Genomic DNA, 21,892 nt, shown 5'->3' on the forward strand with positions numbered 1-21,892 from the left:
ATCCGTGCCCTGTGTATGGGTGGACTTTTCTCTTTCTATCTTCACTTAACTTGAATTGAGTTTCCGCTTAAGACCTCGCTTGTTGGCCTTAGACGTTTCCTTATGCCGCTTTGCCAAGTAGTATCGGGGGAAATCTCTTTGCAGCGAAACGAATATGTTCTCAACATTTCGCCCCCATTTGGCAAGGCCACAGTACCGCTCACGTAAGCCCTTTAATGTGGGGCTGCGGCAACAGGGTTTTACCGGTGTTCAAGTCCTGTTGATGATACTGGTGACCATAGTGCTCACCGTGGGGATTACCTTTTTTGTGGTTCGCAGTTATATCTTCCCTAAGCCTTTGACGCCTGTGAGTTTATCAAGCAAAGAAGAGGCAAAGCTTGAGGATAAACTGAGTCAGCTAGGTTGGCAGCCAGAGCGCAAGGCCTCAACTCATACCAAGGATTCGGCTCAGTCGTCCTCGAGTGACGATTTGCAGCCCGAACCCTACCGCGAGCGCGCTGAAGATCGGCTAGTGAGTTTTAGCGAGCGCGAAGTCAATGCCATCATTGGCCGTAATCCCGACTTTGCGCAGCGTATTGCCATTGATTTTTCAGATAATTTAGCCAGTGCCAAAATCCTAGTGCCGATCCCTCGGGACTTTCCTGTGATGGCGGGGGAGATTTTACGGGTGAATGCCGGACTCGATATCCATCTCGATGCTAATCGCCGCCCGAGTGTGTCTTTAGTGGGCGTTAGCTTGATGGGCGTGCCTATTCCTAACGCTTGGCTAGGCAATATGAAGAATGTCAATCTTGTCAGTGAGTTCGGCGACAGAGGCTTTTGGAATGCCTTTGCCGACGGCGTCGAAGATATTCAAATTCGCGAGGGCGAGTTGTATATCAAATTACGCCCCTAATCCCTGTTTGTATCTGCCCTTTGCATAAAGTCGAAGGGACAAAAACGATAACAGCTTGTTAGACTTGGATAAAAATCACCCCAAAGGACGTACTCAATGCAACATCACACCACAGACTCTCAGGCGATAGCCGTTAAGGGATTACGCTACGGCCGCGGTAATGAACTGTTAGTGGTTGAAGATTGGCAGCTAATGCCTGCGCAGCATTGGGCGATTTTTGCGACCGACAGTTATAGTGGCTCGCTGCTTGGGCGAATATTAGCGGGGGATGTTGAGCCAGATGCGGGGCAAATTACGGGGCTGCCCGCGCGAATTGGTTGGGTGTCTCTCGGTTTGCAACAGGCGCTGCTGGAGCGGGAATTAGAAAAGGATGAACTCGATTACGGCTCGACGGTTGAGTCATTGGTGCAGGAATGCTGCCTAAACGATGAACACTTGGCGGCCATTTTACAGAAAGTCGAATTAACCCATTTAAAGCATCGCGGGTTTAGGCAGTTATCGACCGGTGAAACCCGGCGGGTGATGTTAGCACGGGTGCTGGCAACTGAGCCCAACTTGCTGATTTTAGATGACCCTTATGCAGGGCTGGATATCGAGCATCAACTCAGCCTGTCGCAGTTGCTGGTGGAGGTTGCCGAACATGCGCAGCTGCTAATCATTACCTCACGCCAAGAAGAATTACCGCCCTGTATTAGCCATGTGGCGTTGTTTAATAGCGATATGCTCAAATCGGGTCAGCATGTGCATCAACTAAGCGCGCCCATGTCGATTGAGCAGTGGCATACACATCCTGTGATGGCGCAGCTTAATGCGCTTTCGGCCAGCCGCAGCGCAGAACTCTTGGCATTGATGGAGCGTCAACGCCACAATGCCGAGGCGTTTGACCCGATAGTCGACATTAAAAACGGCAAGGTCGAATATGTGAGCGGCTTGATTTTTAAAGGGGTGAATTGGCGGATTAGTGCTGGCCAGCATTGGCAAGTGCGAGGGCCCAATGGTTGTGGCAAGAGTACTCTGCTCGGACTGATTTTGGGCGACCATCCCCAGTGTTACAGCAATGACATTACCCTCTTTGGCCGACCCCGTGGCAGCGGCGAGAGTATTTGGCAGATTAAACAACGGATTGGCATAGTATCGTCGGCATTGCATTTACAGTATCGCGTCAGTTGTTCGGCGCTCGATGTCTTGCTGTCTGGCTTTTATGATTCCATCGGCCTGTATCACAAGCCCACTAAACCCCAATTGGATCTGGCCAAGGAGTGGTTGGCGATTTTGCACATGAGTGAGTTTGCTAGCACGGGCTTTAAAAAACTGGATTACGGTCAACAGCGGCTATTGCTCATAGGCAGAGCCTTGATTAAACAGCCGTTATTATTGATTTTGGATGAGCCATATCAAGGGCTCGACTTTATCAATCGCACCTTAGTGATGCGGGCTTTGGATATGATTGCCGAGCACCATCTTAGCCAATTGCTGTATGTCTCCCACCATAGGGAAGATGCCTTGCCCGCCATCAAAAACTTTGTCGATTTTATCAAGCAGGATGAAGGTTATTCGGTAGAGGTGAGTTACGCTACTGATTTATAAACGCTTTCATATATCGAACTAAAACTTATCATTTCTATAAACAAAACTGTGATGACTCCCTCGGTTTAGATGCTCTAAATGACAATAATAGTTTTTGGCGTATGCCAGAAACTATTTGAGGTGAACAGAATATTATTTTCTGTGCACCGACATTTGCCCCTGAGGTGCAATCACAGATGCCAAGACCCAAAAAGTGCCGCCAATTATCGAGCTGTGTGCCCTGTAGCTTATTTAAACCCAATGGCATACCTGCGGCTAACTTACCCCAGATCCTTTTAGCTGCTGATGAGTTTGAAGCCTTAGAGCTTGGTGATGTCCAGCGTTTGAGTCAGCTTGAGGCTGCCGCGCAAATGGGGATCTCACGGCAAACTTTTGGTTATTTACTCGCTAGTGCCCGTAAAAAAGTGGCAACAGCTGTCACTCAAGGGTTGGTACTGAAGTTACCTGTTTCAAACGAAAAGGACCCAATATGATTATCGCCCTTCCTATTAGTCGTGGACGGCTTGCCAGCCATTTTACTAAGGCGCAGCAAGTGAGCTTTTACGATGAAAATCATCAGCTTTTACTCTCTATCCCTAATCCCGCCCTTGGCGGTAATTGCCAAGATAAAAAGGCCTTGTTAGATGCCATTCGCGCCCAAAACACCAGCATTGTGGTGGTGCAACATATTGGGGAGCGAATGTTAGGTAAATTGCTCGATGCAGGGATTAGTGTGGGTCGAGGGGATAATCAACTCTCAATAGCGGCTCTGCTTGCCCAGAGTCGGGATCTGAACTTGCGTCTAACTGCTGCATCACAGGGGCGTGCATCCCTTAAACATTTAGCCAAGGGCGGATGCTGTGGTGCTAAAGGAAGTTGTGGCTGCGGTGGTAAGGCAAAGACAACTCAAACCTTGTTGAGCCTGACTCAAGCGCAGCCAAGCTTAACCTTAAGTAAGCCCATTCAATACAGTAGTTTTAGATTATCAAAATAGTCATGGCGTAATTGTAGGAGAGGAATAAAGTCTCATACTAAACAATCAATTACCCCTGCGAGTACCGCTTTATATTAAACATGACCAAAAATAAAGATTCATACTAATTGCTACAACTCAGTCCGAATCGAGCTACAACCGAGTTTTAAAGTATCATACTCGTTGTAGCTTAAACGCTGGATTTGATGGATGGATGAGTCACGGTATTTGCTCAACGACGCGCAGCGAGTCCTTCCTTGGATGCTCGACCGCCCGTCTGATGTGAATGGATTCACAAATGCCGCGATGGCATGGATGCCAAAGAGCGGCCATGGTGCGGACGGTCGTCTCGCTAATCACCATAACTAACCCTTTTAGCATCGGTGTAGCTTGCAGGTTTTAAAGAAACGCACAGCATGCTTTGGGACATTTTCAAGTTAAAGACTTAACTCTAATTCGTCTGTTTCGGATAACAATATCTATGGGTTAACGCCCGCTTAAGTGGTGAGCAACGCAATACAGTGTTTCCGCACACCACCTAAATCACTAAAATTAACGCATGATGAAAATGCCACGCGTTGCGAATCCGTCTTAAAGCGTTTGTTAGGCAAATTCTTTCAACGTTTATCTGAACTTAGACACTACCGGCCGACTAATACTAACTATTTAGAAACTCAATAGCTTTAGTAATATTTTGAATTAGACCTTTGTTATTCTCGGTAACAGCTTTATGCAATAAGCCAGATAACATTGCATCGCTTGTCTCTTTGGGAATAACACAAGGACTCAAAATACCTCTTGATTGAGGATATGTTCCCCAATGGACGCCTAAACTTTTCTGTCCACCATTGTATTCATGCTTATGATCGTACCACCCTACAATCAAAACCAAACCATCATCTTCGTGTATTTCTTCGATGTTTTTCCAATATGAAATCATCTTCATCGTAGTTGTTTCCTAGATTCGCCTAACGCCTCAAGCAGCGGCACGCGTTAGCGCGTCCAGCCACGAAGTGGCGATGCTGCCTTGACTTGTTAACCGTTTTACTCAGCATGAAAAGACCACCATTCCTCTTCGTAAGTGGTTACCTCTCCTTCCCATTCGTCTTTTGTTGTATGCATGTAGCCTGATTGAATGAGTGGATGCGGCACATCAAAGTTTAATAATTTTGAAAGTTCTTTGCCGTTAATAGGAGTTAAAGACTGCCATTCACTATTTCGATCAAAGAATGATTCAAAGTAATCTTTGTCAAAGAATATGCAGATCTCACTACCGAACATCTGCGGATACGTTATCAGGGCAGATACAACGGCATGGCTATATTTTTCTGGTCTCGCATCAAGCAAATGCTTTGCTGCCCTCAATATGGCTTGTGAGCAATGAGCTTGTATCTCATTAGTTGTTGTAGGTGGCCCAACCAACCGGTCAAGCACAGGCAGCTTCCAATTCCAGTACTTTTCTTGGGCATATTCTGAAGGGAAGTAACCTTCAAAAGAGTTTGCCCACTTATCCAAGGCACAAAGCCTTCTCTTCACGCCGCGTACTTTTTCTTTAGGTCGATTGATACTAATTCGTCGCATGATCTTATTCGGTTAACGCACGCCTAAACGGCGAGCAACTTGTTGCGAGTCCAGCGGCCGCAGACCGCGATGTTTAAGGCGCTTGTTATAAACCATGAATACTCTGCCTTAGTCTTGTATAGCTTTGGCCTAATACTGCAAGTTTTTTTGTGAAATCGCTCGAGTTTAACCCATAAATCCCTTTCCACTCTAAACCTGGCTTATTAACTGGATAACGAAATATCACACTGGCTTGTGGTGATTTTAATTCCTTAGCTTTACTAATTTCGTCATCGGAGTAACCCAAATATTCCGTCACAAAAAGACAATCAAATTTGAATTCATTCTCTGGGAAAACAGCACTGTATTGAGCAAATAAGTCGTCAATCTTGTGACTTAGCGAGTGTTTGCTCCCCCTTGAAATTAACGCACCTTTGAGGAAAAGCTCCACAGAGTGAGCAGCCAACATCAACGCAACACTCGCATTTGGCCAAGTATCTTCAGAAGTATTGCTTTGCATCCGTGCACAGACATCAAGACTTGCAGCTAGGTATGCATCAGCGAAGTCGAAATACCTCGTTGACTCATCTTGGTGTAAATCTTCCCAGTTACCGATCATCTCGCTCATGGTTTATAACGCCCTAATAACGGGCTAATAAAGCTTGGCTATAATTGTGAGCGCAGCGAACTAAGCCAAGCTTTATTAGTCCGCGTTAATTTGTTTGTTATAAGCCAACTGCCAACACTTTTGCTAAGTGGAACTCCTGACTTAATGCCGATTTGCCTAAACTTTAGTAAATACTGGCAAACAACACAAGGCAAAAGAATTAGTGCAAGCGATTAAAAAGTTGAAACTTTTGCACGTTAACAACGATAAATTTAGCCGACAAAACCAAACTAAAAAACCAGAGAGTTTGCACACAAAACTGCAATTAAACACCACTGAATAACACTGATTTTGAAAGTTTTAACCGAGCAAAAACTTACTTAAAACTAATGGCTTATAACATTTTATTAGTGCGCATGCGCGTTTATCACGTTAGACCAGTGAAAACGCGCACGGTTAACTATCTGTATGCAAAGAACTTATCAGCTTTCTGCCAAATACACCATCTGGAAAAACGCGCATGCGCGTTTTCCAAACCTATTAACTAAAATTCAGTTACTATATTCACCTGATTTTATAGAGTTTTATTTATTTCGGATGGAATTAATGCGCACTGATTTTGTCTGAAAATCATACCAAAACACCTAAATTTAAATATGACTGTATACCCATACATTGTTATGTCTATTTCTGGTAAAGCCAAACATAGGTAAATAGATAAGAATTTGTATGTCAGCAGGAGTGGGAGTTTTCGGTTGAGCTAACGAGCCGAAACTCGGAATGGGGCAAAAAGCTTTTAGCCAATGAACAGTTCAATGATCGTAAAGATTGCCATTGTTGCAACTGTGACCGTTGGCGGCATGGCCGCTCTTTCACATCCATGTGAACGCGGCATTTACACTTCCATGTGCAGATGCCGCCGTCGAGCCCTCAGGGATGCTTCTTGTGAAATAAAAAGGTGGCGTGTCACAGGGGAAACAATGACAATTCGTCTTGCACACCTGACGACAAACTTATCTCGTTTGGGGGCAAAAATGTTTTAGAAAAGGCTGTACACAGATGTGATCGCTGGCTTTTCAGTATGATTCTTTATTACTTGGTGACAGTTATTCTGCATTCAGTAATTCATAGGGGCGAGCAATCGCCTCTTTGAGATCGCCAAGGGAAAACACCTTCGAGAAACGCCCAAAGGTTTTGCCATAAAACACGGTTTCGACTACTGGCAAACTAAAGACCTGGTAGCTGGCGGCAATCTCGCCTTGGGCCTCACAATCGATATATGCCAGCGCCATTTGGGGAAACTCCCTCGTCAACAAATCCGCAATCTGAGGCTTAAGGGCCTGACACACGCCACAGCTTGGTGCGCCAAAGAGGAGTAATACCGCTGGAAATTGCTTTAGTACGACATCCAGTTGCTCTGGCGTTTCGATGGTATGGATTTGGGCGTTAGGCATGGCGCGTCCTGTGGAATGCGGCTCAAATAAACTGGGTAAGATAACTATCGTTCCAAGGTTACTACATAACCAAAGCTAAATGTACTTAGTTCAGATTGGTAAAGCATAAGCGTCGCTTGGTCGTTCGCTAGAATATCGCGTATTAGCTTCGTTTGAGTTCGATTCAAAATTGAATGGTGTAACATTTAAAACAAAGACTTACTACACCACTGGCGCTCGCAGGGGATGCCGTCACCATCGCCATCCATTTGAGTATTCGGACAGTGATTGATGTAATACGTTGCTTCGTCGCAAGAGCTCATATGGCTGCAATGGGTTTTACCAGCCTCGCAGCGAAACTGAGCCTGAGAAGTCTCATACAATGGCATTTGTTCAATGTCAGCGTTAGTTAATACGGGGGGGGCATTAAACTCGGTATATTTCTTAAAACCAAATATCCCAATACCCAAGATTAACAACAGCGGTAGCAGGGTATTTGATAGGGAGCGACTCGGGGGATTCGCATTGCGTCGTGGGTTTTTACTTGTGCTCGCTAACACAGCGACGCCTTCGATAGAGGCCTTGATGGCTTTCACTTTGCCATCGTTTTGTATTTCGGTTCGATACAAAATACTATCGCCGACTTGGGGTTTTCTAGCCATGTGCTTCAACACAGTGATATGGATAAAAACATCTTTACCCTTTGAATCTTCTGGTTGAATAAACCCGAATCCTTTCTCATCGTTCCAACGAACTAAAATGCCTCTTTCCATGAGTTTGCTCTAAGTGCTTAATTTATGTTCTTTATATGTGGGATTGACCTTAAGGTCAATGGCGTTAATCGGATTATGACTGGGATGACTGCATCAACTTGTTGGCTTTTTTGACCGCATACATGGCTTGATCCGCATAGTTGATCAGGGTCTTAGCATCGGTGCCGTGGCAGGGGAAAATCGCCGAGCCAATACTCACTCCGATGCGCAACTTGTGTTCATGGATAATATAAGGCGCGGTGACCGCTTGAGTGATTTTTTGAGTCAACACGGGCACGCTTTCTTCGTTGGGTAAGTGTTCCAGCAAAATCACAAATTCATCCCCGCCGAGGCGGGTTATAGTATCGATTTGTCGTATGTTGCCCGTGAGTCGTTTTGCGACTTCCTGCAATAACTTATCGCCGACATCGTGGCCAAATTCATCGTTGACCGGTTTGAAGTTGTCCAAATCGAGAAACAAAATGGCAAAGATCCCGTCTGAACGCTGCGCATGGACGATAGCTTGCTCTAATTTGGTATGGAATAGCACCCGATTGGGAAGGTTGGTGAGGGCATCGTGGTGAGCTATGTGGCGTAAATGTTCTTCTTCAGCTTTACGCTCAGAAATATCGGTGATGACAATCACGAAGTGAGTTAGTCGGTTATCTTGGTTACGCACAGTGTTTATCCGCACGCTAAGGGGCAGATAACCCGAGGCGGTTTCTTTAATCAGCTCTCCTTGCCATTGCTCTCCCTGTTGGAGCAGATTGAGCATGGCTTGATAGGCATCTTCGCTCGGATGCCCAGTATTGATAAAGCGTGAGGCGTCTTGATGTAAATCCTGCTCGGTTAAGCCAGTGATATCGGTAAAGGCTTGATTGATAGAGATAATACTCAGTAGTGGATCGGTAATGATAATGCCGTCTGTGCTGGCATTAAACACGGTTGCGGCGAGCCGCAGTTTATCTTCTGCCTGCTTGCTGCTGGTTAAATCCATAAAGTAGGCGACCCCTTCATGGGTGCTGCTATTTAAAAAGCTCGCGCCTAGCATCACGGATACATGTTCGCCCGTTTTACTAATGAGTTGTTTTTCATACTGATTGCAATGGCCTAATTCGATGAGTTCGGCGATGGCGATTTGATCTCTGGCCTCAAACTCAGGCGGTGTGAGCGAGCGCCAATTGACTCGGCCTGAGGCGAGATCCTCACGGTCAAATCCCAACATATTGAGAAAGTGATCGTTAGCATCGTGTATGGTGCCATCAAGTTGCCATGAAATAATGCCTATGGTGTCGGACTCTTTCAGGCTATTAAATCGTGACTCACTGATGAGTAAGAGTTTTTCTGATTTGGCAATGTTGCGGATAATCTGTCTACTGGCCAACACGCCAATGCTGATAAACAACAGCAACACGCTTAGACTGATTAACCAAGTGATTCGTTTCACCCAGCGGGCGCCCTCACTGAGTACGGCGGAGAATTCAATCTCTAAACTGAGTAACTCTTCGCTCAGTTTGATGATTTGTTCTCGATATTGACTAAGGTCTGCCGCGTTGTCCCCTGACAGGTTGATTTCTTGGTGCATCGCGCTGGCGAGGGACATCATGGTACTGAATTTATCGTCGGCGAGGCTCCAAATCTTGACGGCCTGCTGCATATAGTGGGTACGGTTAAAATGGCGGAAAAACCAGATTAAGGACTCTGTATCCCTGTCGTCATTTAATCCCTGGATAAAGCCTTCCCTTGCTTTACGCTGATTAATCGGTGAGGAGAGTAGAGCCTCGCGAGCTTGTTTGTCGCCCTGCATAACGGCGGTTGCCGCCAGGTAGCGTTGATAATCTACTTCATTTTTATTGTAGGAATATTGGATCAGATAAAAAGTGGCATCCTTTTGCGCCTTCGCCCACAGTCCTTCACCTCTAACATAGGTACGAACGCCATCGAAAATATTGCCCTGAACATAGACGAGGGCAACCTGCACGATACAGATAGTGATAAACATGCCAATAATCAACAGTACCTTAGCGACGGTTGAACGGGACTGTTGCTGCAATATGTTGATCAATTGCCTTAATTTACTACCCATCCTTCCTCCCTCCCTAACGCCATGGGAGTGCCGATGAGTAAAGGCGAGTCAGTTTGGCCTATGAGGTCGTTAACCTGTGGGTTTCTCATCTGTTCCTTGGAAAATGTGTCGTGATACGCGATGTATGCCTCTGTAATGAGCGTGCTCGGCCTCCAAGTTGGTTAGGAAGTATGTATGACTGTAGCAAAGGCTAAAGTGCTTTCAAGTTAACCGAATGAAATACCGTCAATTAGAGCGGATTTCAGTTCTTAGACTCTGACCGTTCGTTTGGGGACAGGCTTGGGTCGAGTTCACTATGGGCTTGCTGCCGGTATTGTTCGAATAAGCCTTCCTGTTTCATTTGCTTAAGGGTGGTGCTGAGTTTGGCCGCCAGTGCTTTATGGCGTTTATGCAGGTAGCCGAAGCTAATGAGGTCGTCCAATTCGCCCACGGGATGGATTTTACTGTGTTGAAATTCAGTGTATTTAAGGACTTGTTCCCCAATGGCTTCGGTATCTATGTAGATATCAATCCTATCGCGCAGCATACGGCGAAAGGAGTTTACGGGGGAAGAAGAGGTGGTGATACGGTCCTGAGGCACTAGCCCTTCAAGTTTTTGTTCGATATAAAAAATCCCTCGATAATATTCAATACGATATGGATGATTCAGCAGTGAAGCCCAGTCCTGAATCTGCATATCGGGATGGATACCATAGGCGATGAGTTTAGTCTCGATCACGGGTTCTTCGATTCGGATTAAGTTCTTAAATTTCAGTCCATAGGAAAATACCCGCGCCGGTTCACCATCGATTTTGCCCGAATCGGCCATTAGGCTGGCACGCATCGGCGGAACCACTTGATAACTAAATCGATAACCAAGGCGAGCAAATGCCTCGGTGTAAATCAGCTCACCCAATCGAAAATACAGGTTGTCCTTAGGATCCTCATAAAACGCCATCGAAATAACGGACATATCGGCGGTAGTGGGCGTTGGGGATATGGGGGAGGGATTGGCGCTGAGTGTCTGGCATAACAGTGAATTAAATAGTAAGCCTAAGCAGATGCTCAAGAAAAAAGCCTTTATTCCGTTGGGACGACAGGGGGCTTGCATAGGGTATCCTTAACCTTTTTAAGTGCTTAAAGTATAGACACTCTCGCAAAGGTGGGGGGGATTTTAAGGTTGGTAATGTGAGTGCCTTAGTTTGTTTATCGCGGAATAAAATGTGATCTTGAGGAGGACAATTTGTCCTTTTGCGGATAAAAACGTGCGATACAGCACGTAAAATAGAAAGATAACTGTCATTGGTGATTTTTTCCTCAGCAGAGTTTGAGCTTGATCCGCTTTTTAACCGTGAAGACAGCGTTAAATCCGTGTCACTCATTCGTTGATGCGGGAAGGAAAAATGAAGTTATTCCATACGGTTGCAGGATGGCGAACCAAGGCTTATTTATCTGGAGTTTGGTTATTGCCGCTCTATGGTTTATCGGGTGTAAGCTTGGCCGACAGCGCAGATAATATTGAACGCTTAGAAGTGCGTGGCAGACAAATCAATACCTTAGGTCATAGTACTTCGGCGTCGGAAGGGATAGTGGGTGCGGCGGAAATCGAGAGTCGCCCGCTACTGCGTACGGGGGAGATCCTCGAGTTTGTCCCTGGGATGATAGTCACTCAGCACAGTGGTTCGGGTAAGGCGAATCAGTATTTTCTACGTGGCTTTAACTTAGACCATGGCACAGATTTTAATACCCGTGTCGAAGGTATGCCGGTCAATATGCGGACTCACGGCCATGGTCAAGGTTATACGGATCTTAATTTTTTAATCCCCGAGCTGTTAGGGGAAATCCGTTACGCCAAAGGAGCTTATTATCCTGAAGTGGCAGACTTTTCTGGCGCGGGTGCGGCGCAAATTCTGCTCGCCGATGAACTCGCTTATCGCCAAGTTGGGGTGACCATAGGGGAATACGGTTATCAACGGCTGGTGGCGACTCAGGATATGAAGACCGAGGTCGGCCGATTTATTTTAGGAACGGAATTACAGGCTTACGATGGCCCTTGGAGTGATATTAAGGAAGATGTCAGCAAGATCAATGTGGTAGGCCGTTATCTTACCAAGCTTAATGGCGGGGACTTTAGCCTCACTATGATGGCCTACGACAATAGCTGGAATTCGGCGGATCAAATTCCGGCGCGGGCGGTGGAGTCTGGGCTGATTGATTTTTACGGTTCACTCGATACCGATGTGGGCGGTGATGCCAGTCGTTACAGCATTTCGGCGAATTATGACGCTGGCAACTGGCAGGCCAATGCCTATGCCATTCGCTCGACCATGGATCTGTTTTCAAACTTTACTTACTTCTTAAACGATCCCATCAATGGCGATGAATTTGAGCAGGTCGATGAGCGCACCATTTGGGGCGGCGATATTAAACGCGACTGGCAGATGAGTCTGGCGGGGACACAAGTCAATTACAGCCTAGGTGCCGATGTGCGCTACGACGATATTGGTGCCGTAGGCTTATACAACACTAAAGCACGGGAACGTCTCAGCACTGTGAGGCTCGATGAAGTGCAGGAACTCTCCACGGGATTATTTGGCAAGCTGGAGTGGTTGCCTGCTGATCAATGGCGTTTGAATTTAGGCTTGAGATACGACTATTTCGATGTGCAGGTCGATAGTGATAATCCCCTCAATAGCGGCGATGCTTCCGATGGCATGTTGAGCTTAAAGGCGGGCGCTTCCTACCTAGTGAACGATAATCTGGAACTCTATATGAATGCGGGGCAGGGATTGCATTCTAACGATGCCCGCGGTGCAACCATTAAGGTCGACCCTGTTACGAGCGATCCGGTTGAAAAGGTCGATTTGTTAGTCCGCTCCAATGGCGGCGAGTTTGGCGTCAAATACTATGATCGCGACTTTATTAACTTTTCGGCGGCGCTTTGGTATTTGGAGCTCGACTCTGAACTACTCTTCGTCGGCGATGCGGGCAATACCGAACCAAGCCGCGCCTCTGAGCGTTACGGCGTTGAAGTCACAGCCTATTATTGGCTTAACGATGATTTGAGTTTGGATATGGAACTGGCCTGGACCCGTGCCCGTTTTACCGAAAATGAACTCGATGAAGGCAAATATGTCGATGGTGCAGTGCCCTTTGTTGGCAGCGCGGGCATTACCTACCGTCCCGATGGCGATGGCTGGTATACCAGTGTCAGGCTGAGATATTTAGGTGAGCGGATCCTCGATAGTTTTGATGAGCATAAAGCCGATGACACTACCTTAGTGAACCTTGCCTTGGGTTATCAGTTATCTGGCTTCGATACTAAGCTCGAGCTATTGAATATATTTGATAGCAAAGACCACGATATCGATTATTTCTACGAGTCTCGTCTAGCGGGTGAGCCAGCTGAAGGCGTGGAAGACTTGCATTATCATCCTGTTGAGCCGCGCATGGTGCGGGTGAGTGTTAGTTATCGTTTCTAATTTGAGTGACCATTGCTAGCGCCAATCGATACGCTAAGTTTGTTTCGCACCTAGGATAAACTTAGCGTTTTCTATTCTGTTTACTGCAATCATTCCGACATCTAGTTGCAATAAAAACGCCATTAAAATCACGCCAGTTCGTCATATATAGCATTGAAAATGTGGGCGCCTCTTAAGGGAATACCCTCATACACTCAATAATAAAATCGGTGATGAACGTGATGAATATTAAACGGATCGCTGCAGCTATCTCCTGCAGTTTAATGACGGTTGTAGCCCACGCTGCAGTCTTACCCGCAACCCAAACTGACAGTCAGTGGTTTAAAGACAGTGCAGCCAATGTTGCGGCTAAAGCGCAGCTTGAAACCAAGAAAACAGCTAAAAACGTAATTCTTTTTGTCGGCGACGGCATGAGTATCTCAACCTTAACTGCCGCCCGAATTCTGCAAGGACAGCAGCAAACGGGTAACCAAGGCGGTGAAGAAAACTTCTTAAGTTTCGAGCAGTTTCCCCACACGGCGTTAGTGAAAACCTATAACACTAACCAGCAAACGCCCGACTCCGCAGGTACCATGACTGCCATGGCGACCGGGGTAAAAACCAAAGCCGGTATCATCTCGATTTCTGACACCAGTTTACGTGGTAACTGTTTGTCTTCTAAAGGTAATGAACTCGTTTCTCTGGTTGACCTTGCCAATGCAAAAGGCTTATCGACCGGGATAGTCACGACCGCCCGTTTAACTCACGCGACGCCTGCGGCGACTTACGCAAAATCACCAGAGCGTGATTGGGAAGGCGACTTTAACCTGCCAGCCGAAGCTGTTGCTAACGGCTGTACCGATATCGCCAGCCAACTGGTGATGCGCGATGAAGCAAACTCACTTAGCGTTGCCTTGGGTGGCGGTCGCAGCTATTTCTTACCAAAAGAAGTCACAGACGGTGAGAACAAAGCCGGTAAACGTAAAGACGGCAAAGATCTGACCAAAGCTTGGGTCGAAAACTTTAGCAAAGCGGCTTACGTGTGGGACAAAAAAGGCTTCGATGCCATCGATGTCGCCAATACCGATCACTTACTCGGCCTCTTTAACCCATCCCATATGGAATACGAAGCGGACCGTGCCGATGACGTTGGTGGTGAGCCATCACTTTCAGAAATGACCGCGAAATCCCTCGAAATTTTAAAGAAAAACGATAAAGGCTTCCTGCTGATCGTGGAGTCGGGTCGTATCGACCATGGTCATCATGCGGGCAACGCTAACCGCGCCTTGACCGACGCAGTTGAGTTATCTAACGCAGTGAAAGCCGCGGTAGATGCGACCAGCAGCGATGACACCCTGATCATGGTCACAGCTGACCACAGCCATGTATTTACCATTGCAGGCTACCCCAAACGCGGTAACCCGATTTTAGGTTTAGTCCACGATGTGGATGGTTCGTTAGCCCTCGCTAACGACGGCAAGCCTTACACCACGCTGGCCTACACTAACGGCCCAGGCGCTGTGGTTGGCGTGCGTGACGACTTAACCTCAGTCGATACTCAAGACAAAGACTTCATGCAACAAGCACTTATCCCAATGGAAAGTGAGACTCACGCCGGTGAAGACATCAGCTTACACGCAATGGGCCCAGGTTCGAATCTGGTTCAGGGCGTGATTGAGCAGAACGTGATCTTCCACATTATCAACCAAGCCCAGCAGCTTGGCGGCACTAAGTACTAATAGGTCGTCTGCGACTTACAGTTCTCACTTTTGGAGTTAAAAATGAATAAGAAATTACTGGTACTCGCAATCTCTGCCATGCTGGGTTTAGCCGCATGCGGTAGCGATGGTGACAACGGCGCGGCAGGTACGCCGGGTTCGAATGGTTCTAACGGTTCCAATGGCAGCGACGGTAAAGACTGGACCGCTGTCAACCAATGGTATGTCGATGCTCAAGCGCGTGTGACTAAGGCCGATGGCCTGAGCGTGAACAACGATGTGGGCGCGGCGAAAAACGTGATCCTGTTTGTTGGCGATGGCATGGGCGTCTCGACTATCACTGCGGCGCGTATTTTAGAAGGCCAATTAAAGGGCAAGACGGGTGAAGAAAACTCTTTATCTTTCGAAACCTTGCCTTACGTCGGTTTATCTAAGACCTATAACGTCGATGGTCAAACACCAGACTCTGCGGGCACTATGTCGGCGATGATGACAGGGGTGAAAACCGATGTGGGCGTGATTTCACAGGCCGAAGGCGTAGTGCGTGCTAACTGCGCATCGACTAAAGATCAAAACTTAGTGACATCACTGGAACTGGCGGCCATGGCGGGTATGTCTACTGGTGTGGTCACCACAGCGCGTTTAACCCACGCCACGCCTGCGGCAACCTATGCCCACGTGCCTGAGCGTGACTGGGAAGCCGACTCAAACTTGCCAGCCGAAGCCGTGACCAATGGCTGTAAAGATATCGCCGCGCAAATGCTCGACTTTAACTATGGCAATGGCTTAAACGTGATGATGGGCGGTGGTCGTCGCAGCTTTATTCCAAAAACCTTAATTGATCCAGAAGGTAAAGCGGGCAAGCGTAATGATGGTCGCGATCTGACTGCCGAATGGTTAGCTAAGTACACTAATGCGGCCTACGTTCAGGACAGAGATGGTTTCCTCAATGTGGATGTTGCCAGCACTGACCATTTATTGGGCCTGTTCAACTCATCCCATATGGAATACGACTATGACCGCACCGAAGCGGGCGTGAAGGGCGAGCCATCACTTGCTGAGATGACAGCCAAGTCGATTGATATTCTGAAGAAAAACACCAAAGGCTATGTGCTGATTGTCGAAGCGGGTCGTATCGACCATGCGCACCATGCCGGTAACGCCGCTCGTGCCCTGTACGACACAGTTGCGCTTTCAGAAGCAGTCCGTGTTGCGATGGAAAAAACCTCGGCAAACGACACTCTGTTAATGGTGACGGCTGACCACAGCCATGTGTTCACCATCGCAGGTTATCCAACCCGTGGTAACCCAATCCTAGGTCTGGTGAAGAGTAACGATGCGAACGGTATCGCCGAAGTGACTAACTCAACCGACGCTAACGGTTTGCCTTACACAACAGTAGGTTATGCCAACGGTATGGGTTATGCGTCATTAGCAACGGGTGGCGATGAGCGTTATAACTTCCCTGTGGATGCTGGCCGTAAGGACTTGAACTTTGTGGATACCCAAGACGTTGGATTCCATCAAGAAGCCCTAGTGCCATTAAGCGATGAAACCCATGCGGGTGAAGACGTGGCGATTTTTGCCCGTGGCCCAAGCTCGGATCTGGTTCAAGGTACGGTTGAACAAAACCATATCTTCCACGTGATGAACCGTGCGGCGAACTTAGTCGCGAAAGCGGAAGCTGCAATGGCGGCGAAGTAAGCCAAATGCCGATGGTGGGTTGTCCTGCCATCGGCTTTTATCTAACAGTCTTTAAAGACGTTAGTCAGTAATGCGAGTCATAAAATTAGCGTGTAAGTGAGATATAACATGAACAAACTCCTCTTAGTCACTCTGGTATCTACATTAGCCTCCCCTGTGATGGTTTTAGCCACTCCCGTTAGCGCTGTTTCTGCCAATCAGGCCAATACACAATGCGCAACACTTGAGGCCAGCCATTTAAAAGCCCAGTACCAAGTCACCAATGCTAAGGGGCAAAGCTGGCAGATGACCCTGCTAAGAGATGGACAAGATTTTATTATTCAACAGGATAACACCACCTTCGAACAATGGGCTCCCAATGGCGAATATGTGCGTTATTTCCCCGTTGAAAAACGCTCAGTCACCTATCGCAAGGGGGACTTAAGGGCGCTAAACATTCAGCACGACCGCGATCAGTTGTACCATGTGGTGTCTCCTGCATTGCCAGCCCATATGGCTAAAACTGAGCTAAAACAATTGCCTTGTTTTGCGGCTCAAGGCTTTGCGGGTAAGGTCAATGGTATGGATAGCCAGCTCGACTGGATTGCCAGCATTGAACTGCCACAGCAATTTAACTTAGGCGATGTATTAAGTTACCAGTTGCTCAAGGTTGAGCCCTACAGCCACGAGGCGTTTGCCGCTTTAACCCAGAATTATCAAGACATTGATTTTGCCGATGTGGGCGACAGTGAGTCTGACCCCTTTATCGCCAAGATGATCAACCAAGGCTTTATCGAGCACGGTAGCAGTGGTTTTTATAACAGCGAAGGCCATGCCATTGAGGCGCAAGGCGGCCATGGCAGTCATTCGCACTAAGCGACTTTTTGAGTCAACAGTAAACGCCCTCATTTGGGCGTTTTGCTTTTTAGGGAGCACGCCGCAATATTTTACTATTCGAGCCAAGTTCTCGGCGGCTAGAATGAGTCGTATCTAAAGTTGTCTTTGCCTTGTGAGATTAAGCTTGCCCTATGAGCCGTGTGACTCCCGTTGAAAATATCAATTACTGGCGCCATCCCAGCCTCTCAGGCATTGAACTGAGTCAGGCCGAATTTACCCATTTCAGTTTTGATAAACACGTGCATCTGGATTACCACTTAGGGGTTGTGACTCAAGGGGCGCAGCAATTTATCAATAAGGGCAGTCGTTATCAGCTCGGGCAACATGGGCTATCGACCCTTAATCCCGATGAAACCCACGATGGACAAAGCCGCGACGCCGAAGGATATCGGGTTAAGGTGATGTCGATCCCCGTGGAGTATATGAACAGCATTAGCCAAGAAATGGGGCTCAAGGCCCATTTCTTTAATGCGCCCATGGTGGATGACCCCGCGTTATATCAATACTTTATCCAGTTGCATAATGTACTCATTCAAGGTCAATGCTCTGAGCTTGCGGCCGAGTCCCATCTGCTGAACTTTATGCAGCTGTTATTGACGCGCCACCCCACGGGAATGCTGAATTTGCGGCAGGATAGGGGGTTATCATGGCAGCAGTTAAATCGCATCAAACAGAAAATTCACGATGAGCCGTCGCAAAATACTCAGCTTGAGGCGTTGGCCGATGAGGTTAACCTGAGTAAGTTCCAGTTTTTACGCCAATTTAAACTGGCGACCGGGATGACACCCCACGCCTACCTGAAGCGAGTGCGATTAGAGTTAGCGAAAAAGTCCTTAACCCATGGCGCCTTAGTGGCGGATGTGGCGCAGCAGTTAGGCTTTTTCGACCAGAGTCATCTAAATAAGGCGTTTAAACAGGCCTTTTTACTCTCACCAGTCCAATTTCAGCGGCGCATGCTTTAAGGTAAATTAGCCGCGTGCAATTTCTTACAATGCAGATGCTGAAGGCTTGGGCATACTGGCGTTCTTACATGTATTTGCGGAGCCCTATTGATGGATGTATCCCTGTTAGTCACCTTAGCCGTTATTCACTGCGTAGCCTTAGTCAGCCCCGGGCCGGATTTTGCCATTATGGTGAAGATTGCTACCTCGCAGCCGCGAAACACCGCAATTGCCACGGCGGCTGGGATATCGGTAGCGATTTTAGCCCATACCATTTTGAGTTTAACTGGCGTCAGCTTAGTGATTAAAAGCTCCCATAGCTTGTATCTGTTAGTGCAATTGCTAGGCGCTTCGTATTTGGCGTGGATGGGATTTGGCGCGCTTAAGGCTGCGGTCGCCTTTTTCAGTAAACCCAAAACCGTATTGAACGGCGAGGGCGCTGAGCCCACTGGATTTACATCTACCTCGGAAAACAGCCTTGATATGCCCACGGCGGGCGCGGTAAACGCCTTATCACCTAAACAGGGGTTTATGCGGGGGCTTTATACCAATTTATTGAATCCTAAAGCCTTAGTGTTTTTCTTAACCTTATTCTCTGCTCTGATCACCCCGAGCGTGACTCCGGTGACGAAATTCGCCGCCGCGCTGATGTTATTTGTGTTGTCACTGCTCTGGTTTGGCTTTCTGGCGCTGATGCTCTCTAAAGCTAAGATACAGCAAAAGCTGCAACGACTCACACCTATCATCGATGGGGTGATTGGGTTGATCTTTATGTCGGTGGCGGTAGCAATAGTGTCTAATTTGCTGCTGGCCTAACGGGGTAATAGTGAGGCTGTGATGCGGCTTACTGCACATAAGCTTGGGGGGATTGTGTGTGTTTATCCCTCCTTAGCTATGGTATCCTTGCCAAGTCTTAATTTGGATGTTTTTGACTTTAAAGGAATAAATCATGTCTAGTCGCCCGTTTTATCAAGGTTTTTCAGCGGTTAATCGACTCTCGCGTTTAGGGCTTTATACGGGCTTGTTGCTGGGGAGTCTTAGCTCAGTACCACAGGCTCAGGCCGCCCTAGAGGCGGAGTACGTGCCACAGGTGCAAGCCTTGATTGATGCGGCCAAGGCGGGTGATCGTCAGGCGATTGCCGAGCAAATTTCTTATCCCCTCCAGCGGGAATACCCGCTCCCCGATGTGCAAAATCCACAACAATTGCTGACGAGATTTCAGCAAGTCTTTGATAGCAAGTTGCTGAGTCAAATCGCCAATTCGACCACAGAGAACAACTGGGAGACTATGGGCTGGCGCGGCATTATGCTCGATCACGGCAGTGTCTGGTTGGATTTCGATGGCAAAATCTCGGGCATTAATTATCAAAGCCCAGAGGAAGCTAAGTTAAGGGATGAACTGATCGCCCAGCAAAAAGCGATGCTACACGAGAGTGTGCGCGAGTTTGCTAGCCCTGAGCTGGCGTGGGAAACCGAGCGATTCATCATACGTGTCGATGCCCTCGATCGTCAGCAATACCGTTATGCCGCTTGGTCAAAGGGTAAATCCCTGAGCGAGAAACCTGATTTAGTCCTCAAAAAGGGGAAGTTAGTCCTCGATGGTAACGGCGGCAATCATTCCTTCCAGTTTAAAAGCGGCCCCTATCTTTATGTCTGCGATGTGATTGTGCTGAGCGCCGAAGAGAGTCCAGTGGGTAGACTTTATGTTTACAAAAACGATCAATTACTGGTGCAGGAGCCTGTGATTAAGGCGTTATAGCTTAATTGGCCATTCGCTTAAGGCTAATTCCCTGAAGCGAATGCCATCAAGCTTGTCTGTAACTGTCTTTTTATCAACACAGGATTAAGGTTTGTTGTCATGATTAATCCCACTAAAATCGCCATATTCAGCAGTGCCATAGTGCTGTTGTTTTTACTGACAGAATGTCGCCAAAAAGAGCAAATTCCCCTGTGTGGCCACGTCGAAGGGACGCCAATCAATACCAGCTTTGATGGCGGCCTCGATAATAACGACCGCACTCTAGCATCAACCAACTGCTTAAAAATCAAAGCGCTTTACGATAAAAGCGATCGCCAGACGAAATGGTTTAGCAGTTCGCCCTCTATCGCCGTGATGAATGCCTTGGGTTATCTTGAACAAGATGATGCCAACAACCGTGGCGATAGCTATGCGATGACGTTTAACGTACAGGAGGAGTTTGTATTTGGCCCGAGCCGAGGCGAATACGCCCTGTTTCGTCAGGACGGTAAGGGCGTTATCTTACCCGGCACCGAAGCGGCCAAGGGCAATGAGGCCAAGATTGGTGTCGATGGACAGTTTGACCGCTGGTGCCAAAAGTTGGCTTCACTCGAATTTGGCGGTAAAGACAATTGGCGCAGGCCAACAGAGCAGGAGTTAAACACTCTCTATGGGTACGGCGAGAGTCGCGCAGCCTATCAACGTGCGCAGTGGAGTTCGACAATCCCTTCTTGGTCTCGCACAGTGTATGAGACCGAATTCGAGGTCGGCATTATCTCGGTCGCCCCCAGCGGCTATAGTTTTCGCAGTTATGCCAATAGTGCCAACTATGCCGTTTGTGTCGCCGCGTTTTGAATACTAAAGAGAGCTTGAATAAGCTCTCTTCTCGTCTCATTTAATCAGCCTTATTTAATCAACTTAATCAGCGCCTTAAATCGGTCGCCTTGGGCTTCGTGTTGCAGTTCAAATAACAGTGACTCCACATTGGTGAGAGTGGCTCCCTTGGCGGTCATCATTTGAATGCCCAGCTGTTTATTGTCAACGCTGCGGGAAGACACCGCATCGGCGACAAGATGCACTGAGTAGTGTTGGTCGAGCAGATCGCGGCAAGTTTGGTACACGCAGACATGGGTTTCTATCCCCGCAAGCAACACCTGTTTGCGTCGAGATTTCGTGAGTGCATTGGCAAATTCATCACAATACCAACCGCTAAAATGTTGCTTGGCAATGGGCGAGCCAGTTCTTTCGAGCAAGGTTTTTAACTCTTCGGTGGTCGAGCCAAGTTTGGCGGGCAATTGCTCGAGCCAGAGGATGGGGATTTCAAACAGCTGTGCGCCTTGGATAAGTGTACTCAACTGCTGATGAAGCTTGGCTGAGTTATCCATGATCTGAGCGAGCTTTCCCTGCACATCGACGATAACGAGTACACATTCTTCGGGTTTTAACATCGGGCGTTCCTTCTGCGCGGGTGGATAAAGGCATCGTTTAGCGATTGCTCTGCTTATTTTGTGAATTGTGTGTTTTTTGCACTGTTAGTAAACCCTAATTGGGCTGCCTCACCAATAGGGCAAAGGTCGAATATGGCGTGCACTTAAATTGCTCA

The 21,892-nt window shown here is 47.6% G+C and carries 21 protein-coding genes; 13 read left to right on the forward strand and 8 right to left on the reverse strand.

All coding sequences use genetic code 11. From position 1 onward, the window contains the following. The first annotated feature begins 154 nt into the window (after window positions 1–154). The 5 genes from CBX96_RS07170 (at window position 155) to CBX96_RS21545 (ending at window position 3,803) form a co-directional block, all read left to right on the forward strand. The gene (locus CBX96_RS07170) at window positions 155–895 is read left to right on the forward strand and encodes an arginine N-succinyltransferase (protein ID WP_109286210.1); all 741 of its coding nucleotides are present in this window, start codon (window positions 155–157) and stop codon (window positions 893–895) included. A gap of 96 nt (window positions 896–991) precedes the next feature. Further along, window positions 992–2,482, forward strand: coding sequence for an ATP-binding cassette domain-containing protein (locus CBX96_RS07175; protein ID WP_109286211.1), 1,491 nt, complete (start codon window positions 992–994; stop codon window positions 2,480–2,482). Window positions 2,483–2,658: 176 nt separating this feature from the next. Further along, a complete protein-coding gene (locus CBX96_RS07180) occupies window positions 2,659–2,955 on the forward strand; it encodes a DUF134 domain-containing protein (RefSeq protein WP_109286212.1) in 297 nt (98 codons plus the stop codon). Next, window positions 2,952–3,455 carry a NifB/NifX family molybdenum-iron cluster-binding protein gene (locus CBX96_RS07185; protein WP_109286213.1) on the forward strand — a complete coding sequence of 168 codons (504 nt, stop codon included), beginning with the start codon at window positions 2,952–2,954 and terminating at the stop codon, window positions 3,453–3,455. The genes CBX96_RS07180 and CBX96_RS07185 overlap by 4 nt, the downstream gene beginning before the upstream one ends. 189 nt (window positions 3,456–3,644) lie before the next feature. Beyond that, window positions 3,645–3,803: a hypothetical protein gene (locus tag CBX96_RS21545; protein WP_181382157.1), complete on the forward strand. Its 159-nt coding sequence runs from the start codon at window positions 3,645–3,647 to the stop codon at window positions 3,801–3,803. A gap of 289 nt (window positions 3,804–4,092) precedes the next feature. Here the strand turns inward: CBX96_RS21545 and CBX96_RS07195 are convergent, their stop codons facing one another. From CBX96_RS07195 to CBX96_RS07230, 7 genes are all read right to left on the reverse strand, one after another. Then, window positions 4,093–4,380, reverse strand: a complete 288-nt coding sequence (locus CBX96_RS07195) for a hypothetical protein (protein ID WP_069535322.1) — start codon at window positions 4,378–4,380, stop codon at window positions 4,093–4,095. A 98-nt stretch (window positions 4,381–4,478) separates the two neighbouring features. Then, window positions 4,479–4,949: a DUF3916 domain-containing protein gene (locus tag CBX96_RS07200; protein ID WP_181382158.1), complete on the reverse strand. Its 471-nt coding sequence runs from the start codon at window positions 4,947–4,949 to the stop codon at window positions 4,479–4,481. A 151-nt stretch (window positions 4,950–5,100) separates the two neighbouring features. Next, the gene (locus tag CBX96_RS07205; RefSeq protein WP_181382159.1) at window positions 5,101–5,622 is read right to left on the reverse strand and encodes a hypothetical protein; all 522 of its coding nucleotides are present in this window, start codon (window positions 5,620–5,622) and stop codon (window positions 5,101–5,103) included. A gap of 1,085 nt (window positions 5,623–6,707) precedes the next feature. Then, window positions 6,708–7,055, reverse strand: a complete 348-nt coding sequence (locus CBX96_RS07215) for a co-chaperone YbbN (protein ID WP_086902736.1) — start codon at window positions 7,053–7,055, stop codon at window positions 6,708–6,710. Window positions 7,056–7,240: 185 nt separating this feature from the next. Further along, window positions 7,241–7,807, reverse strand: coding sequence for an excalibur calcium-binding domain-containing protein (locus CBX96_RS07220; RefSeq protein ID WP_086902737.1), 567 nt, complete (start codon window positions 7,805–7,807; stop codon window positions 7,241–7,243). 73 nt (window positions 7,808–7,880) lie between these two features. Next, on the reverse strand, window positions 7,881–9,872 hold the full coding sequence (locus CBX96_RS07225; RefSeq protein ID WP_086902738.1) for a diguanylate cyclase domain-containing protein: 1,992 nt from the start codon (window positions 9,870–9,872) through the stop codon (window positions 7,881–7,883). 241 nt (window positions 9,873–10,113) lie between these two features. Continuing rightward, window positions 10,114–10,962: a hypothetical protein gene (locus CBX96_RS07230; protein WP_109286217.1), complete on the reverse strand. Its 849-nt coding sequence runs from the start codon at window positions 10,960–10,962 to the stop codon at window positions 10,114–10,116. A 292-nt stretch (window positions 10,963–11,254) separates the two neighbouring features. On the opposite strand from CBX96_RS07230, the gene CBX96_RS07235 reads away from it, so the two are divergent. The 8 genes from CBX96_RS07235 to CBX96_RS07270 all read left to right on the forward strand — a co-directional run bounded on the left by CBX96_RS07235 (window position 11,255) and on the right by CBX96_RS07270 (window position 21,144). Continuing rightward, window positions 11,255–13,333 (forward strand): TonB-dependent receptor, encoded by a 2,079-nt coding sequence (locus CBX96_RS07235; protein ID WP_109286218.1) that lies wholly within the window; start codon window positions 11,255–11,257, stop codon window positions 13,331–13,333. Window positions 13,334–13,554: 221 nt separating this feature from the next. Beyond that, window positions 13,555–15,051: an alkaline phosphatase gene (locus CBX96_RS07240; RefSeq protein ID WP_086902838.1), complete on the forward strand. Its 1,497-nt coding sequence runs from the start codon at window positions 13,555–13,557 to the stop codon at window positions 15,049–15,051. Window positions 15,052–15,093: 42 nt separating this feature from the next. Continuing rightward, the gene (locus CBX96_RS07245; protein ID WP_011624102.1) at window positions 15,094–16,734 is read left to right on the forward strand and encodes an alkaline phosphatase; all 1,641 of its coding nucleotides are present in this window, start codon (window positions 15,094–15,096) and stop codon (window positions 16,732–16,734) included. Window positions 16,735–16,842: 108 nt separating this feature from the next. Further along, window positions 16,843–17,589 (forward strand): hypothetical protein, encoded by a 747-nt coding sequence (locus tag CBX96_RS07250; RefSeq protein ID WP_109286219.1) that lies wholly within the window; start codon window positions 16,843–16,845, stop codon window positions 17,587–17,589. 152 nt (window positions 17,590–17,741) lie between these two features. Further along, window positions 17,742–18,572, forward strand: a complete 831-nt coding sequence (locus CBX96_RS07255) for an AraC family transcriptional regulator (RefSeq protein ID WP_109286220.1) — start codon at window positions 17,742–17,744, stop codon at window positions 18,570–18,572. 90 nt (window positions 18,573–18,662) lie between these two features. Beyond that, entirely contained in the window at window positions 18,663–19,367 is a 705-nt protein-coding gene (locus tag CBX96_RS07260; protein ID WP_109286221.1) for a LysE family translocator, read from the forward strand. A 133-nt stretch (window positions 19,368–19,500) separates the two neighbouring features. After that, window positions 19,501–20,310, forward strand: coding sequence for a hypothetical protein (locus tag CBX96_RS07265; protein WP_109286222.1), 810 nt, complete (start codon window positions 19,501–19,503; stop codon window positions 20,308–20,310). A gap of 99 nt (window positions 20,311–20,409) precedes the next feature. After that, window positions 20,410–21,144 carry a DUF1566 domain-containing protein gene (locus CBX96_RS07270; RefSeq protein WP_109286223.1) on the forward strand — a complete coding sequence of 245 codons (735 nt, stop codon included), beginning with the start codon at window positions 20,410–20,412 and terminating at the stop codon, window positions 21,142–21,144. 50 nt (window positions 21,145–21,194) lie between these two features. Here the strand turns inward: CBX96_RS07270 and CBX96_RS07275 are convergent, their stop codons facing one another. Then, window positions 21,195–21,737 (reverse strand): hydrolase, encoded by a 543-nt coding sequence (locus CBX96_RS07275; RefSeq protein WP_011624096.1) that lies wholly within the window; start codon window positions 21,735–21,737, stop codon window positions 21,195–21,197. Window positions 21,738–21,892 lie beyond the last annotated feature (155 nt).

Origin of the sequence: Shewanella sp. BC20 (assembly GCF_003129585.1) — a bacterium.
Lineage (GTDB): Bacteria > Pseudomonadota > Gammaproteobacteria > Enterobacterales > Shewanellaceae > Shewanella > Shewanella seohaensis.

Bases quoted from the DNA above. Each gene is read 5' to 3' on its own strand.
- CBX96_RS07180 (WP_109286212.1), top strand. From the start codon at position 2,659: ATGCCAAGACCCAAAAAGTGCCGCCAATTATCGAGCTGTGTGCCCTGT.
- CBX96_RS07220 (WP_086902737.1), bottom strand. From the start codon at position 7,807: ATGGAAAGAGGCATTTTAGTTCGTTGGAACGATGAGAAAGGATTCGGG.
- CBX96_RS07225 (WP_086902738.1), bottom strand. From the start codon at position 9,872: ATGGGTAGTAAATTAAGGCAATTGATCAACATATTGCAGCAACAGTCC.
- CBX96_RS07235 (WP_109286218.1), top strand. From the start codon at position 11,255: ATGAAGTTATTCCATACGGTTGCAGGATGGCGAACCAAGGCTTATTTA.
- CBX96_RS07265 (WP_109286222.1), top strand. From the start codon at position 19,501: ATGTCTAGTCGCCCGTTTTATCAAGGTTTTTCAGCGGTTAATCGACTC.
- CBX96_RS07215 (WP_086902736.1), bottom strand. From the start codon at position 7,055: ATGCCTAACGCCCAAATCCATACCATCGAAACGCCAGAGCAACTGGAT.
- CBX96_RS21545 (WP_181382157.1), top strand. From the start codon at position 3,645: ATGGATGAGTCACGGTATTTGCTCAACGACGCGCAGCGAGTCCTTCCT.
- CBX96_RS07240 (WP_086902838.1), top strand. From the start codon at position 13,555: ATGAATATTAAACGGATCGCTGCAGCTATCTCCTGCAGTTTAATGACG.
- CBX96_RS07270 (WP_109286223.1), top strand. From the start codon at position 20,410: ATGATTAATCCCACTAAAATCGCCATATTCAGCAGTGCCATAGTGCTG.
- CBX96_RS07170 (WP_109286210.1), top strand. From the start codon at position 155: ATGTTCTCAACATTTCGCCCCCATTTGGCAAGGCCACAGTACCGCTCA.
- CBX96_RS07175 (WP_109286211.1), top strand. From the start codon at position 992: ATGCAACATCACACCACAGACTCTCAGGCGATAGCCGTTAAGGGATTA.
- CBX96_RS07245 (WP_011624102.1), top strand. From the start codon at position 15,094: ATGAATAAGAAATTACTGGTACTCGCAATCTCTGCCATGCTGGGTTTA.
- CBX96_RS07185 (WP_109286213.1), top strand. From the start codon at position 2,952: ATGATTATCGCCCTTCCTATTAGTCGTGGACGGCTTGCCAGCCATTTT.
- CBX96_RS07260 (WP_109286221.1), top strand. From the start codon at position 18,663: ATGGATGTATCCCTGTTAGTCACCTTAGCCGTTATTCACTGCGTAGCC.
- CBX96_RS07195 (WP_069535322.1), bottom strand. From the start codon at position 4,380: ATGAAGATGATTTCATATTGGAAAAACATCGAAGAAATACACGAAGAT.
- CBX96_RS07250 (WP_109286219.1), top strand. From the start codon at position 16,843: ATGAACAAACTCCTCTTAGTCACTCTGGTATCTACATTAGCCTCCCCT.
- CBX96_RS07255 (WP_109286220.1), top strand. From the start codon at position 17,742: ATGAGCCGTGTGACTCCCGTTGAAAATATCAATTACTGGCGCCATCCC.
- CBX96_RS07205 (WP_181382159.1), bottom strand. From the start codon at position 5,622: ATGAGCGAGATGATCGGTAACTGGGAAGATTTACACCAAGATGAGTCA.
- CBX96_RS07230 (WP_109286217.1), bottom strand. From the start codon at position 10,962: ATGCAAGCCCCCTGTCGTCCCAACGGAATAAAGGCTTTTTTCTTGAGC.
- CBX96_RS07275 (WP_011624096.1), bottom strand. From the start codon at position 21,737: ATGTTAAAACCCGAAGAATGTGTACTCGTTATCGTCGATGTGCAGGGA.